Genomic DNA, 12,816 nt, shown 5'->3' with positions numbered 1-12,816 from the left:
CGCTCCTACAGAAAGGCGTTCAGGCCGGTGTGAGTTTCACTACATTCAGGAAGCGGCGAGTTTCGCGGCAATCCTCGTCACGTACTCACCTTGGTACCGTGCGATGCCCAGTTCCTTGGCATCCGGCTGGCGCGAGCCGTCACCGCCGGCGATGGTGGCCGCGCCGTACGGTGAGCCGCCGCGCGTCTGGGAAATATCGAACAGCGCCGGGTCGCCGTAGCCGATGGGCACGATCACCATGCCGTGGTGCGCCAGGGTGTTCCAGGTGGAGGTAATGGTAGTCTCCTGACCGCCACCGGTGCCAGTGGAGGTGAACACGCTGGTCACCTTGCCCACCAGCGCGCCTTTGGCCCAAAGGCCGCCGGTCTGATCCAGGAACGTACGCATCTGCCCGGCCATGTTGCCGAAGCGTGTGGGCGTGCCGAAGATGATCGCGTCGTAATCGCCCAACTCGCTCGGCGAGGCAACGGCCGCCTGTTGCTCGGTCTTGCCGTGAGCGGCCTTGAACGCTTGCGGGTCCATGGTTTCCGGGACGCGCTTGACGGTCACTTCCACCCCGGCCACCTTGCGGGCGCCTTCGGCGACAGCGTGAGCCATGGCCTCGATATGGCCGTACATCGAATAATAAAGAACCAGTACCTTTGCCATCGTGCTTTCTCCTGAATCGCTATGGACGAGCAACATTGCCCGTTATGGGTGATGGATCTACTGCGCAAAACGCTACTTGAAAACGGGAATGGAGGCCGAAGCCTGGCGAGCCGTTTTTTGCTGACGCATCCGATTGGCAATCTCGGCGATTTTCGCCTCACCGGCGCGTAAGGCTTCGTCGTTGGTATGCACCGAGTAGTAGCCAAGCTTGAGATCGTACGGGTGAGGAAAGGCCGACCCCAGGACGAATACGGCGTCCCTGTTCCCGGCTTCCAGCGTTAACGCCTGATGACCTGGCTGGAAGACCACCATTTCCCCGGATTCGATCTTATCTGGCGTGTGAACAGCACCTCGGCTGACGCATAGCCACAACGTGCGGTGTCCTTTGGGCGGTGTGTAGGTCCAAGACTCGCCGGCAGGTATTGTCACCAGCAAATAGTTCACGCCTGCAGGCGCTCGGATGGGGCTTTGCACGCCTTCGTAGCGTCCGACGATGACTCGAGCAGGACCGACCTGGGGCGTTGCACTCGCCTCCAGATACTGACTGTCGACCGGAGCGCTCTCCAGCTCAGCAGGTAGGGCAAGCCACAGCTGAAAACCCTGTACTCGCGCGGATGTGCCACTGGACAGTTCCTTGCCATGCCAGACCCCTGCCCCCGCTCGCAGCCATTCAACGCCTCCGTAACCAATGGTTCCGCTGCCGGCGTCCGGATCATCGAAGTGCATGTTGCCTTCAGTGATCACGGTGACTGTCGCGATGCCCGAATGCGGATGCACGGGCATCTGCCCCAGAAATGAACTGGGCGCATCGAACAGGTCCAGGAACACGAACGGCTTGAGCAACTGACCGAAATCCGAGGGGCTCATCAGCCGGACGATGGGGCCGTGGCTACTTCCGGAGTTGCGGTGGCTGATTTGACGAGTATGGCCAGTGTTGCGAAGGGCGGTGAGGTTCATGCGATGTCCTCTGATGATGTGAGTACCCACAAGCGCCGGAGTCAATCTGCGGTGACCTGTAACGTGAATTCATCATAGACAGTCGGTATTCGTTTGATTAGCGGCTAGAGTAGAGTTTCACTCATCCATATTTGGCCTAATCGAATGTTCGACTTGAACGACGTCGCCATTTTCATTCAGATCGTCGACGCCGGTAGCTTTGCCGATGCGGCCCGTCGCACCGGCGCATCCGCCAACACGCTGAGCCGGCGCATGAAGCAGCTGGAAGAATCCATGGGCGTGCGACTGCTGCATCGGTCCACCCGCAAGCTGGTACTGACCGACGCTGGAAAATCGCTCTATAGGCAAAGCGCCAGCCAGATAAACGAGTTGTTCGAGCTCAGCCGTCAACTCATCGGTGGGGTTCGGGAACCGGTCGGCAGGCTGCGGATCGCGGCGCCGGCTGATTTTTTTGAAGTATTCCAGATGGATTTCGTCGCGGATTTCCTGGCCCGTTACCCCAAGGTCAGCCTGGATTTTGTCTTGAGTGACCAGCGGGTGGATCTGATTGCCGAAGGTATCGACATCGCGTTCCGGTCCGGCGTCATGTCCGATTCGAGCCTGGTCGCGCGCAAAATAAACACCGGTCGCCGAATACTCGCAGCCAGCCCGCGATACCTCGAAGCTTATGGTGTGCCAAAGGATATTCAGTCGTTAAGCGAACACAACTGCATTTTTCCGGCGCACCCGTCGGGTCAAGCCACCTGGCACCTTGTCGGCCCCCACGGCGCCACACAGTTGAGCGTGACCGGCCGATTCAGCGCGAGCAGCGCCCAGGCGCAATTGAAAGCAGCCGTAGCCGGATTGGGCATCTGCTTTTTGCCGGACCCCATTCTGCGTGCAAGCCTGGGCAGTGGCAGTCTGGCGGAGGTGCTGTGTGACTACGGCCAGCAAACCAATGATTTATTCATCGTCTTCCCCAGCCGCAATCAAATCCCCTTGGCAGTCAGCAAGTTTGTTGAAGAGGCGATCGGGCATTTGCAAGGGGCGCTGTATTAGCAAGGTACGTCCACTCACCCTTGACACCAGGTCACTGATCGCAACAATGCGATAGCGTTTGCTACAACTCGACACGGCGGATGAGTTGCACTCTGGAAAAGAGCAATCAACAACTCGAATTATCGATATCTATTAACGACAGCCATACATATCTATAACTATTGAAAATACATTAAATAACCCTGCACCAGTATTGCCATCAGCGCGAACATCAAAATTCGGCAACTTAAAAAATAATGTATGCGAGTATATCCTCGCCTACACTCGCTTGAAGTTAATGAAAATGCTCTCCGTTATTCACCCACTGGAGTTTTAAGCATGGCTGATTCTGAAACCCGCCCCCCTCTCCCTCCCTTTACTCGTGAAACCGCTCTGCTCAAGGTCCGTCTTGCCGAAGATGGCTGGAACACCCGTGATGCGCAGAAAGTATCGCTGGCTTATACACCCGACACGAAGTGGCGAAATCGTGTCGACTTCGCAACCAACCGGGCCGAAGCAGCAGCATTCCTGACGCGTAAATGGAACAAAGAGTTGGACTACCGACTGATCAAGGAACTGTGGGCTTTCACGGATAATCGTATCGCCGTTCGCTATGCGTATGAATGGCATGATGACTCAGGAAACTGGTTCCGCTCCTACGGTAACGAGAATTGGGAGTTCGCTGAAAACGGTCTGATGGCGCACCGTTTTGCCTGTATCAACGACATGCCCATCAAGGAATCGGAGCGCAAGTTCCGCTGGCCGCTGGGACGCCGCCCTGACGATCATCCCGGCCTTAGCGAGTTGGGCCTGTAATAGTCAATTCATCAATCTACGCCAGCCTGCGTGTTTCGATCACTGGCGATTACCTGCAGGAGGCCCGCTTTACGCGGGCCTTTCTTTGGCTGCCTTGAGGACTGCGTGGACCAGTCCGCGACACTGCTTTGTGCTTTCAGTCGTCAAAACTCAACACCGTATCAGGCGGAAAAATGCCCACATGCGCCTGAAACGCAACACCCCACTCCTTCATCGCCAGCATGACCGGCCCCAGCGTAAGCCCCAGATCAGTCAGTGTGTATTCCACCCGGGGAGGCACCTGGGCGTACACCTTTCGCGCGAGAACCCCGTGGGCTTCCAGTTCGCGAAGTTGCAGAGTCAGCGAGCGTTGCGTAATCCCCTCGCCAATGAGGCCTTTCAACTCGCCAAAGCGCTTCGTACCGCTGAGCAAGTGGTACAACACCAGCGGCTTCCACTTCCCTCCTGTTACCTCGAGCATCACTTTTACGCCACAACGATAGGCTGTTCTCTCAGTCATTTACGGTCCCGTTGGTATACATTTTTTCCCTATATATCAGTGATGTGCCTACTTGTGAAATAACCTGAGTCAGTGACCAATAAGGTGTTCGCATTATTACTACTCAAGGACACTTTGTATGAAAGCTGCATATTACGATCAACTGGGAACTGCGGTCGAAGTACTGAAAGTCGGTGATGTTCCGACGCCGGCTCCCGGCCCTGGAGAAGTCAGGGTCAAAGTGGCCATGTCCGGCGTGAACCCTAGCGACATCAAGGGCCGGAGCGGCTTCAAAGGTGCCATGCCTTTCAAACGCATCATTCCTCATCAGGATGGCGCTGGTGTCATCGACTCGGTGGGACAAGGAATTTGCGAATCCAGAATCGGCGAACGGGTATGGATGTTCGAAGCTCAATCGGGCCGCGCATTCGGTACCGCCGCCGAGTTCGTGGTGCTGCCCGCAGGCAACGTCGTTCGTCTGGCCGATGACGTCTCTTTCGAAACCGGCGCGAGCCTCGGCATTGCTGCGCTCACTGCTCACTATTGCCTGTTCGCCGATGGCGAACTCACTGGCAAAAGAGTATTGGTTCAGGGTGGCGCAGGCGTAGTGGGCGAAGCGGCGATTCAGTTGGCGAAGTGGACTGGCGCGTGGGTAGCAACCACAATTCGCCATGCCAGAGATGTAGAAACGGCAAAAGCCTCGGGAGCAGACCTGATCATCAACATGCGCGAGGAGGATGTCAGTGTGGCAATCAAAGCAGCGACCCATGGCAAAGGCGTCGACCGTATCATCGAGGTTGACCCAATCGCCAACCTGAAAATCGACATGGACTGTCTGGCCAGGGGCGGCACCATTAGTGTTTACGCGGTAACTACACCAGATGCAGAATTATCCATTCCCGTCATGAAATCCATGGGCAACTGCTCCGTGTTGCGCTTTGTACTGGTCTATAACATTCCCGATGAAGCCAAGCGTCGTGCAATTGGAGATGTGACATCGTGTATTGCCCAAGGCGCGTACAAACCTACGATCGGTTTGACGGTACCGCTGGAGCAAATCGCGCAGGCGCATGGGGCGTTGGAGACCCGTGCAGTCAAGGGCAAAGTGTTGATAGACGTTCAGCCGTAAACCATCGCCCCTCGAGCTGCGCCCTCTCGGCAAGTACCATCGAATGGCACTTGCCGAGAGGGCGCAGCTCGTTACGTTCCTGAGTGCATGCCCAGTACGATCACTACCGGGATCATACCCGGAACTGTTTGACCGCCAGGTTCAGGCTCTCACTTAAACTCGCCAGGTCCCGCGCAGTCTGAGCGCCGTGTTGCGTTTCCTGAGCGACCGTTTCGACTGCCTGTGCGATCTGCTGGATGCTGCGATTGATGTCTTCGGAGACCATGGTCTGCTCATCGGCCGCGCTGGCGATCTGCGTGTTCATGGTGTTGATGGTTTCGATCTGGGTCGCGATGACGCGCAACGACGCGGTGGCATGCGCAGCCTGCTCGCTGGTGCGGCTGCCGGCGTCACTGGATTGCTTCATGGCGTTGACGGTGTCGATCGTGCCTCGCTTGAGCCGATCGATCATGGCCTGAATTTCCTGGGTGCTGGTTTGCGTGCGACCGGCCAGGGCGCGCACTTCATCGGCTACTACCGCGAACCCGCGCCCCGCCTCACCGGCGCGGGCGGCTTCGATGGCGGCATTGAGCGCCAGCAAGTTGGTCTGTTCGGCAATGGAGCGAATGACCCCGAGTACGCCGACGATCGATCCAACATCGTGTTGCAGGTGGTCCAGGGATTCGCCACTGATTTTCAGATTGCCAACCAGGGTGTAGATATTGTCCACGCTGGCATCCACCACACGGCTGGCCGAAGCGCCTTCGCCTTCCGCCTGACTCGCCGCTTCGGCGGCTTCTTGCGCGCTACGCGCCACTTGCAATGCGGTGGCGGACATTTGGTTGATCGCTGCGGCCACTTGTTCGGTTTCCTGGCGTTGCATGTTCATGGCTTTTTCCGATCGGCTGGCTTGTTCGGCGACATCGGTGATCAACACATTGAGTTCCCGTGACATGTGGGTGATTTGCCGGATCAGGCCATGGACTTTGTCCACAAAACGGTTGAAAGAGCCCGCCAGTTGCCCCGCCTCGTCGTTGCGAAGGACCTGCAGTCGACGGGTCAGGTCGCCATCGCCGGCAGCCACCTGTTCCATTTGGGTCCTGAGCAATTTAAGCGGTGACAGCAAGCGTCGAACCATCCACAACGCAAAGAACGCCAGGCTGACGGCCAACACCACGGTAAGGCCGAGCATGACGGTGATGAATTGCTCGCTGAGGGTTTTGATCCGCACAGTTGTGTCGGCAAGTTTGGGTTCGACGTCATCCAGGCTCAGGCCGGAGCCAATGATCAGGTCCCACTTTTCCAGGTACACGGCGTATCCGATTTTCGTGACTATGCGACCGCTGTCAGGCATCGGGATTTTGTAATTCTGGTAGTGGCTACCTTCCTTGGCTTTCCGGATCAGTTCGTTGATGGCGTTGACACCGTCGGCGTCACGCAGATTCCTGAAGCTCTCACCGATTTTCAGGTCCTTGTCTGCCCAGAACACGCGGGTGCTCTGGCTGTCATAACCGAAAAAAATGCCATCGATACCGTAGTGCAGCTGCTTAAGTATCGCCACGGCCTTGTCCCGTGCTGCCAGGTCACCCTGCGCCGAAGCCGCGTAGATCGGCGCAATGGCACTTTGCGCGACCTGCATGGCTTGCTCGAGTGCAACTTTGCGCTCGTTGATCAGGACTTCACGGGTATGAAGCACCTGTTCATCCGTAACCTGCTGCAACAGTACGATGGATACCGCGGTGATGATGCTGGCAAGGAGTACGACAGGGACGATACACAACAACACGAGTTTGCTACGGATGGAGTGGATCATTTTTTCGACACCGTTTTGTGGCGACGGACCCGCGCGTCAGTGGTCCGCTGCAAAAAAATAATGGACAGGCTGGCGAGCAAGCTCGCCAAAACGTCGACAGGCACAATGCAGATCAGCAGGCATTTGCTTCGCAGTGAAAGATTCATTTCGTGGCTTTGGTCGAAGATGTCGAGATTGCCGAGCCCGTGATTCCTTTCCCGAGCCCAACTCAACTGTGAAACAGCGCAGCTTCAGAAGCGAAAGACCGCCTGCACCCAGAAACGATCACCTTCGGACCGGTTTTCCACTTTCATTTCATGCTGCCACTTCATGGCGAAACCCCATTGCGGCGTTTGATATTTAACGGCCGGACCAATGGCAAATACTTGCCCCTTGTTTCCGTCCAGATAGGTTTCACCATTTTGTTCATCATCGGTGATTTGCTTGTAGATGTAGCCGTTGACACCTACTTGCCATTCCTTGGTGACGTTATAACCAATGTTGTAGTCGGCGTTAAATTCGTCACCGGATTTATAGTTGGTTGCATCGTTCTTGGTGTTAACGAAATAGACCATCTTGGAACTTATTTCCAAGTTGTCTATTGGATAAGCGGTAAACGAATACCACGGCCCGTAAGACCAGGTATTTCGACCCGGGTTGAAGAGCCGATCTTCGTCGTAGGAACCGATCGGCGCGACGATATCCAGACCTAGCAGTTGGTGGAACCGTGGAGTACTCCAACTCAGGATTAGCGGAACCAGCGTCAGATCGCCCATGCCGTCCTGATGCTCGGTCTTGTGCACCCGGCCGCGCGGAGTGTCCACGTCGAAACTGATTTCGCCCTTGACCAGCGGCAATGCCATGCGGGTCTCAACCTTGGCGCCCAACAAAGTGAAATCCGTATAGACATAGTCCAGACGCAGAGAAATGGCCTGCACGTTCAGATCGAAATTATGGATGCCGGCTTTGTCGTGACCGTCGCTGTCTTTGGTCGAGTTGGCAACATAATCACTAAGATACCAGAACGACGTCAGGCCCGGCGGTGGCAACCTTCCGGAGGCTACGGTATTGACGCCAACCGGATAAACACTTCCACCGCCTTCCGTCGCTTGGGCGCTAGAAGGAAGTACTACGCCGGCCAACAGCAAGGCGGCAAAGTACTTGGACTCAGTGTTGGAGAATCGGACTACAGGCTTCATTTTTATATACCTTGTTGTATTTTTTATAGCGGTCGTTTCTTGCTTACTTGCCATTTACAGGCAGCACCAAACCCTTCCCTGATTTGGGAACTACTGATATTTGGAGCTACAGACATGTTGGCATCGACTTAATAAATAGTCTCGCTATTTAAAAAGTGTGCAACCTTGTGGCATAAAACCTGCCGATCAATAGCGATCGGCAGTTCGCACTGATATCAGGCGATAATCGTTTCCAACTCTCCCAGACCATCGATCCAGACTTTCAGCACGTCGCCCCGGGCTAGGAACACGCCCTTCTCCATGCCCACACCGGCCGGCGTGCCGGTCAGGATGACATCACCTGGAAACAGTTCGACGCGCTGGCTCAGGTATTCGATCTGATCAGCAATGCCATACAGGTGGTTGGAGGTGTTGGAGTCCTGCTCGATCGTGCCGTTACGCCACAATTTGATGTCGAGGTTTTCCGGGTCTGCGACGAACTGTGCCGGTGTTAGGTAAGGCCCCAGCGGACACGCGCCATTGAAAACCTTGTGACCGATCCAGTCAAAGCGGAACGGCGAACTGGCATCGACCGCGTCACGCACCAGGCTGTCCCTAGCCGAAAGGTCATTGGCGCAGGTGTAGCCGGCGACATAATCGAGCGCTTTGTCAGCACTGACACGATACGCGCGGCGTCCAATCACCACCGCCAGTTCGGCTTCCCAGTCGAGTTTCTTGGTGCCCTCAGGCATCTCGACGATCTGTTTGTGCGCCGCCAGACTGCCACGGCCGGCCTTGATGAAATGCCAAGGTGCAATGCCATCGGCGCGCGGATCGAGGGACAGGTTCATATTGAAGGCCAAGGCCATGGCTGCCACGTGATCGCGGTAGTTGGCACCGGCCGCGTAGATAGTGCCCGGCCGCTGCAAGGGTGACGCTAGTTCCAGTGCCTGCAAGTCGAGTAGATGAGCATCAAAATTACTCGGGTTGGCCGCAATGCTGTCAGCAAGAATCTGAAGCTGCTCGTTGGCGCCTGCCCAGTCCTCCAGCAAACCATCGATCGCGATCACCTGCAGATCAACCGAAGCCGACTTTGCCGCCCGGCCCAAGTCGTAGGCCCGCTCACCGACCAACAGCCCTGTCGCAGGAACGACAGCGTCGGACTGATAGGCGAAAAGTTGATATTTCATAAGTCACCTTAAAGAAGCGAACCGCGTTTATCCGAGAAGGTCATGTGTACGGTGATGCCGCCTTCCATGAGCATCCACTTGCGTACCTCCGCACCGAACACACCGTTGGCAATGAACGGGTCGGCCTGGACCAGCCGTTCAGCCTCAGCCTGGTCCGCAGCCCGCAGAATGGTCATGCCGCCCAGTTGCCCCGGCGCGTACTGCTCGGAGACAAACGGCCCGGAAGCAAACAGCTCGCCACGATTCTGCGCGGCGATGGCCCACTGCAGGTGGGCCCCCAACAACTCCGACATGCGTGTCAAGTCCTTGGGCGTACGAAAAGCCACGAACAGGGGTTTGTTCAGCATGCCGGCAAGCAACGCTTGCTCCGGAGTCGTGTCAGCCATGGGCGAGCGCCTCATTCAGAGCCATGGACGGGCCTTGCTCAGCACCATCAGGCACTTCGTAGTTGTGGGCGAAGTCTTCCTTGGGTGGACCGACAGCCCACACAGCGGCCAGCTCATGCGGGCCCGCAGCATTCAACACGACCCAGTCGCTGTCATCTTCGGGGATCACGTCGATATCCCAGAAGTACTCCACCAGGCTATTCCACGGATCGCGGATGTAGTGGAAGTAGTTGGAGCCGCCAACATGGCGACCCAGGCCGAAAGCGCTGATGTAACCCTTGGCCATCAGGCTCTGGGCACCCATCTCGATTTCATCGATGTCCATCACTTCGAAACTCAGGTGGTGCAGGCCGCTGTGGGAACTCTTGGCCAGGCCCAGCGCGTGGTGATCGCCACCACAACCGAAACGCAGGAAACCGAGGATATCGCCGGCGCGATCGGACACCTTCATGCCAAGCACCTGGGTATAGAACGCGATGGACTTGTCCACGTCCGGACTGAACTTGATTAGGTGGCCCAGGCGCAGCGGTGTAGCGATGCGCGACGACGAGGTCAGGTCGCAGGCACGCTGACCGATCCGGCGATAACGGCCATGGGTGTTCACTTCCGGGGTAGGCCGTGGCGCCGCAGGAGCTTCTACGCCTTCACAGATGTGGACCCAGTCGTTGCTCGGATCACGGAACCAGATGCCCTTTGAATCGATATTGAACGGCGCATCTTCAAGGGTAACGTTATGGCTCTTAAGGTTTTTGCGCACCTGTTTCATGCCGGCGGCATCGGTGCCATAGGCGACGTAACTCAAATGCTTAGGGCTGCCGGGCATCAAGCGAATCTGATCCTGGCCGCGACCTTTGCATCGCAGCACCAGATGCTCGCCCGATACGCGCGCTTCCAGGCCGAAGGCCTCATAGAACGCACGCCCTACTTCCAGATCCGGAACAGACAAACCTACGTGATGAAGAAAACGGATCATGACGGTATCTCCTTTACTGAATCGGGGAAAACGGTGCGCCGGTCAGCAACTCGACCTGCTGCGCCGTCACCATGTGCCCTGCCTTGCCGAGGAATTCGTGCCATTTCGGATTGCCCGACAGAGCGGCGCGCCGTTGAGCGCGGTCCTCATAGCTGGAAAAGCCCCAGATGTGGATGACCCTGTTTACGTCACCGGTTTCAGGCTTGAGGTAGGCAATGAGGTTACCCAGCGCTTCACTCTGGATTTTCAGGCCTTCGGCCTGGTACACACGAAGGAATTCATTCAGGGTGCCAGGCTTGAGTTGGTAGGTGCGTTGTTCAATAAGCATGTCGTTCACTCTTGTTGGGGACGTACACGGGAATCGGCTTCGATCAGCTTGATCACGGCGGAGATATCTTCTTCACCCATGCCCAAGTCCAGCGCACGGTTGAAGTAGGATTGGGCTGCACTGAACAGCGGCGATGCACAGCCCAGGTCCGCGGACAGGTCACCGGCCATGTGCAGGTATTTTTCCAGCGTCACGATCGGGCCTGGCGCTGGCTGGAAGGTGCGGCTGGCCATCATTGGGGCACGCACCATGAACATGGTCGAACTGCCCGCGCTCTGGCGGATCACTTCGACCACTTTTTCGGCGCTGAAGCCGGCGCGTACGCCCAGGTTCATGGCCTCAGCGGCGGCGAGCGTGTGGATGGTCAGCAGGTAGTTGGCGATCAGCTTCATTGCCACGGCACTGCCGAACTCGCCGATCCTGAACTGGATGTCCGCGATGGCACTGAGCACCGGTTGGCAGTGCTCGATCAGTTGCTCGTCACCTCCCAGGAACAGCGACGCCTTGCGGGCGAGCACCAGGGGTGGAGAACCGCTGACTTCCGCTTCCAGCACGCGGGCGCCCTTGCCTTGAATGCGCTCGGCCATCTGCACTTTGAAGTCGCGCTCATAGGTGCCCATCTCGATCAGAGTGTGATCCGGGCGCAAGGCACCGAGCAGTCCGTCAGGCCCCTCCATGATTTCGATCTGGGACGCTTCGCTCGGCAAGCAGGTGAGGATGAAGTCCGACTCGGCGGCGACTTCGGCAGGACTGTTGAGGGCAATACCACCCAATTGCACAAAGGGTTCACGGTCACGGCGACGGTAACCAACCACTCGATATCCGGCAGCGAGCAGGTTACTTGCGATGGGCAGGCCGAGTTGGCCGATACCCACCATTCCGATAGTGATAGCGCTCATTTTAGGCTTCTCTTGTTGTTATTGTTGCGGTTGTACACCGCAACGCGTCATTGGCTGCTAACTTAGGCGCGGCTTTGATCGAGAACAAATAGCCTGAGTTATTTATAACTAGTAATGAGAGTGATACGAGGCGCTGCGATGAAGGATTTGAACCTGCTGTTTGCGTTCGAGGCACTGTGGCGTGACCACTCTGTGTCCATCGCAGCCGATAATCTGGGGGTCACCCAGGGTGCGGTCAGCAGTTCGCTAAAACGCTTGCGCCAGGAGTACGGCGACCGTCTGTTCACTGTAGTAGGCCGGCGCATGGAACCCACGCCGTTCGCCGTGCAAATCGCACCGACGCTTCTCGAAGCCCTGGACCTGGTGCGCGAGGCACAGAGCCGCGCCCTTGAGTTTTCCCCGCAGCACTGCCGCAAAGTATTCACCGTGCGCACACGAGACATCGGCGAGGCCGTGTGCCTGCCGACGATTCTGAAGATGCTGCAAACCCAGGCGCCTATGAGCCGCATCAATACCGTCGCCAGCAGTGTCGAAGAGACCTTGATCGGACTGTCCACGGGTCGCATTGACCTGGCGATTGGTTACCTGCCGACTCTGAAGACGGACATCCACCGGACTATCGTGTCTTCGCAGCATTACGTCTGTGCGCTGCGCCGGGGCCACCCGTTGGCCGACGCAGAGTTGACCCTAGAGCGCTTCTTGGCGCAGCAACACTTGCTGGTGGAAACCGGCGGCACCGGGCACGTGCTGCTCGAGCGCGCGCTGATCGAAGCCGGCGCGCGCCACAACATCGGTGTGCGCATTCCCCAATATCTCTCGGCCCCGCACCTGTTGCTGGAGTCGGACATGCTGTGGGTAGTGCCCAACGTGCTGGGCAAGACCCTGTCGAGATTCTTTCCCCTGCTACTCAAACCCCTGCCCCTGGTGCTGCCGGAATTCGACATCGCGCTCTACTGGCATGACCGCTTTCACCGCGATCCGCAGAACAAATGGTTTCGCGAGATGTTGGCGGCCGCCCTGCGCGAGTCCCTTGCAGACTGAGAGCG

14 protein-coding genes and 1 pseudogene are annotated in these 12,816 nt (G+C 57.2%); 4 read left to right on the top strand and 11 right to left on the bottom strand.

The features are described from left to right. Positions 1-45: 45 nt before the first annotated feature. Together wrbA and BVK86_RS00610 are read right to left on the bottom strand one after the other, a co-directional pair. On the bottom strand, positions 46-648 hold the full coding sequence (gene wrbA / locus BVK86_RS00615) for an NAD(P)H:quinone oxidoreductase (RefSeq protein ID WP_075944562.1): 603 nt from the start codon (positions 646-648) through the stop codon (positions 46-48). Between the two features lie 72 nt (positions 649-720). Further along, positions 721-1,605: a pirin family protein gene (locus BVK86_RS00610; protein ID WP_075944561.1), complete on the bottom strand. Its 885-nt coding sequence runs from the start codon at positions 1,603-1,605 to the stop codon at positions 721-723. A 144-nt stretch (positions 1,606-1,749) separates the two neighbouring features. Between BVK86_RS00610 and BVK86_RS00605 the strand changes: the two genes are divergently transcribed. Next, positions 1,750-2,643 (top strand): LysR family transcriptional regulator, encoded by an 894-nt coding sequence (locus BVK86_RS00605; RefSeq protein WP_075944560.1) that lies wholly within the window; start codon positions 1,750-1,752, stop codon positions 2,641-2,643. 318 nt (positions 2,644-2,961) lie between these two features. Next, complete coding sequence (locus tag BVK86_RS00600) at positions 2,962-3,438, top strand: nuclear transport factor 2 family protein (protein WP_075944559.1); 477 nt, start codon at positions 2,962-2,964, stop codon at positions 3,436-3,438. Positions 3,439-3,574: 136 nt separating this feature from the next. Here BVK86_RS00600 and BVK86_RS00595 read toward each other — a convergent pair whose 3' ends face one another. Then, positions 3,575-3,937 (bottom strand): winged helix-turn-helix transcriptional regulator, encoded by a 363-nt coding sequence (locus tag BVK86_RS00595; protein WP_075944558.1) that lies wholly within the window; start codon positions 3,935-3,937, stop codon positions 3,575-3,577. 118 nt (positions 3,938-4,055) lie between these two features. Here BVK86_RS00595 and BVK86_RS00590 point away from each other — a divergent pair, with 118 nt between their 5' ends. Continuing rightward, a complete protein-coding gene (locus BVK86_RS00590; protein WP_075944557.1) occupies positions 4,056-5,045 on the top strand; it encodes an NADPH:quinone reductase in 990 nt (329 codons plus the stop codon). A gap of 112 nt (positions 5,046-5,157) precedes the next feature. On the opposite strand, the gene BVK86_RS30385 is transcribed toward BVK86_RS00590, so the two are convergent. The 8 genes and pseudogenes from BVK86_RS30385 to BVK86_RS00555 all read right to left on the bottom strand — a co-directional run bounded on the left by BVK86_RS30385 (position 5,158) and on the right by BVK86_RS00555 (position 11,770). Further along, positions 5,158-5,907, bottom strand: coding sequence for a methyl-accepting chemotaxis protein (locus tag BVK86_RS30385; protein ID WP_408003000.1), 750 nt, complete (start codon positions 5,905-5,907; stop codon positions 5,158-5,160). A gap of 108 nt (positions 5,908-6,015) precedes the next feature. Continuing rightward, positions 6,016-6,837 (bottom strand): annotated as a pseudogene (locus BVK86_RS30380) (cache domain-containing protein); the annotation flags it as partial. A gap of 230 nt (positions 6,838-7,067) precedes the next feature. Beyond that, positions 7,068-8,015 carry a SphA family protein gene (locus BVK86_RS00580; protein WP_075944555.1) on the bottom strand — a complete coding sequence of 316 codons (948 nt, stop codon included), beginning with the start codon at positions 8,013-8,015 and terminating at the stop codon, positions 7,068-7,070. Between the two features lie 215 nt (positions 8,016-8,230). Beyond that, complete coding sequence (locus BVK86_RS00575) at positions 8,231-9,184, bottom strand: fumarylacetoacetate hydrolase family protein (RefSeq protein ID WP_075944554.1); 954 nt, start codon at positions 9,182-9,184, stop codon at positions 8,231-8,233. 8 nt (positions 9,185-9,192) lie between these two features. Continuing rightward, positions 9,193-9,570, bottom strand: coding sequence for a YciI family protein (locus BVK86_RS00570; protein WP_075944553.1), 378 nt, complete (start codon positions 9,568-9,570; stop codon positions 9,193-9,195). Next, positions 9,563-10,543: a VOC family protein gene (locus BVK86_RS00565; RefSeq protein WP_075944552.1), complete on the bottom strand. Its 981-nt coding sequence runs from the start codon at positions 10,541-10,543 to the stop codon at positions 9,563-9,565. Before BVK86_RS00565 ends, BVK86_RS00570 begins: the two co-directional genes overlap by 8 nt. Positions 10,544-10,556: 13 nt before the next feature. Next, positions 10,557-10,871, bottom strand: coding sequence for an NIPSNAP family protein (locus tag BVK86_RS00560; RefSeq protein ID WP_075944551.1), 315 nt, complete (start codon positions 10,869-10,871; stop codon positions 10,557-10,559). 5 nt (positions 10,872-10,876) lie between these two features. Beyond that, positions 10,877-11,770, bottom strand: coding sequence for an NAD(P)-dependent oxidoreductase (locus tag BVK86_RS00555; RefSeq protein WP_075944550.1), 894 nt, complete (start codon positions 11,768-11,770; stop codon positions 10,877-10,879). Between the two features lie 138 nt (positions 11,771-11,908). Here BVK86_RS00555 and BVK86_RS00550 point away from each other — a divergent pair, with 138 nt between their 5' ends. Next, positions 11,909-12,811 (top strand): LysR family transcriptional regulator, encoded by a 903-nt coding sequence (locus BVK86_RS00550; protein WP_075944549.1) that lies wholly within the window; start codon positions 11,909-11,911, stop codon positions 12,809-12,811. Positions 12,812-12,816: the final 5 nt, after the last annotated feature.

The sequence above is a fragment of the Pseudomonas reinekei genome (genome assembly GCF_001945365.1).
GTDB classification, from domain to species: domain Bacteria; phylum Pseudomonadota; class Gammaproteobacteria; order Pseudomonadales; family Pseudomonadaceae; genus Aquipseudomonas; species Aquipseudomonas reinekei.
The sequence above is the reverse complement of the archived record's forward strand: the minus strand, read 5'-3'. Positions and strand labels throughout refer to the sequence as shown.

What these genes read in the sequence shown, in the direction of transcription:
- wrbA (WP_075944562.1), bottom strand. Translation starts at nt 648, where the DNA reads ATGGCAAAGGTACTGGTTCTTTATTATTCGATGTACGGCCATATCGAG.
- BVK86_RS00610 (WP_075944561.1), bottom strand. Translation starts at nt 1,605, where the DNA reads ATGAACCTCACCGCCCTTCGCAACACTGGCCATACTCGTCAAATCAGC.
- BVK86_RS00605 (WP_075944560.1), top strand. Translation starts at nt 1,750, where the DNA reads ATGTTCGACTTGAACGACGTCGCCATTTTCATTCAGATCGTCGACGCC.
- BVK86_RS00600 (WP_075944559.1), top strand. Translation starts at nt 2,962, where the DNA reads ATGGCTGATTCTGAAACCCGCCCCCCTCTCCCTCCCTTTACTCGTGAA.
- BVK86_RS00595 (WP_075944558.1), bottom strand. Translation starts at nt 3,937, where the DNA reads ATGACTGAGAGAACAGCCTATCGTTGTGGCGTAAAAGTGATGCTCGAG.
- BVK86_RS00590 (WP_075944557.1), top strand. Translation starts at nt 4,056, where the DNA reads ATGAAAGCTGCATATTACGATCAACTGGGAACTGCGGTCGAAGTACTG.
- BVK86_RS30385 (WP_408003000.1), bottom strand. Translation starts at nt 5,907, where the DNA reads ATGCAACGCCAGGAAACCGAACAAGTGGCCGCAGCGATCAACCAAATG.
- BVK86_RS00580 (WP_075944555.1), bottom strand. Translation starts at nt 8,015, where the DNA reads ATGAAGCCTGTAGTCCGATTCTCCAACACTGAGTCCAAGTACTTTGCC.
- BVK86_RS00575 (WP_075944554.1), bottom strand. Translation starts at nt 9,184, where the DNA reads ATGAAATATCAACTTTTCGCCTATCAGTCCGACGCTGTCGTTCCTGCG.
- BVK86_RS00570 (WP_075944553.1), bottom strand. Translation starts at nt 9,570, where the DNA reads ATGGCTGACACGACTCCGGAGCAAGCGTTGCTTGCCGGCATGCTGAAC.
- BVK86_RS00565 (WP_075944552.1), bottom strand. Translation starts at nt 10,543, where the DNA reads ATGATCCGTTTTCTTCATCACGTAGGTTTGTCTGTTCCGGATCTGGAA.
- BVK86_RS00560 (WP_075944551.1), bottom strand. Translation starts at nt 10,871, where the DNA reads ATGCTTATTGAACAACGCACCTACCAACTCAAGCCTGGCACCCTGAAT.
- BVK86_RS00555 (WP_075944550.1), bottom strand. Translation starts at nt 11,770, where the DNA reads ATGAGCGCTATCACTATCGGAATGGTGGGTATCGGCCAACTCGGCCTG.
- BVK86_RS00550 (WP_075944549.1), top strand. Translation starts at nt 11,909, where the DNA reads ATGAAGGATTTGAACCTGCTGTTTGCGTTCGAGGCACTGTGGCGTGAC.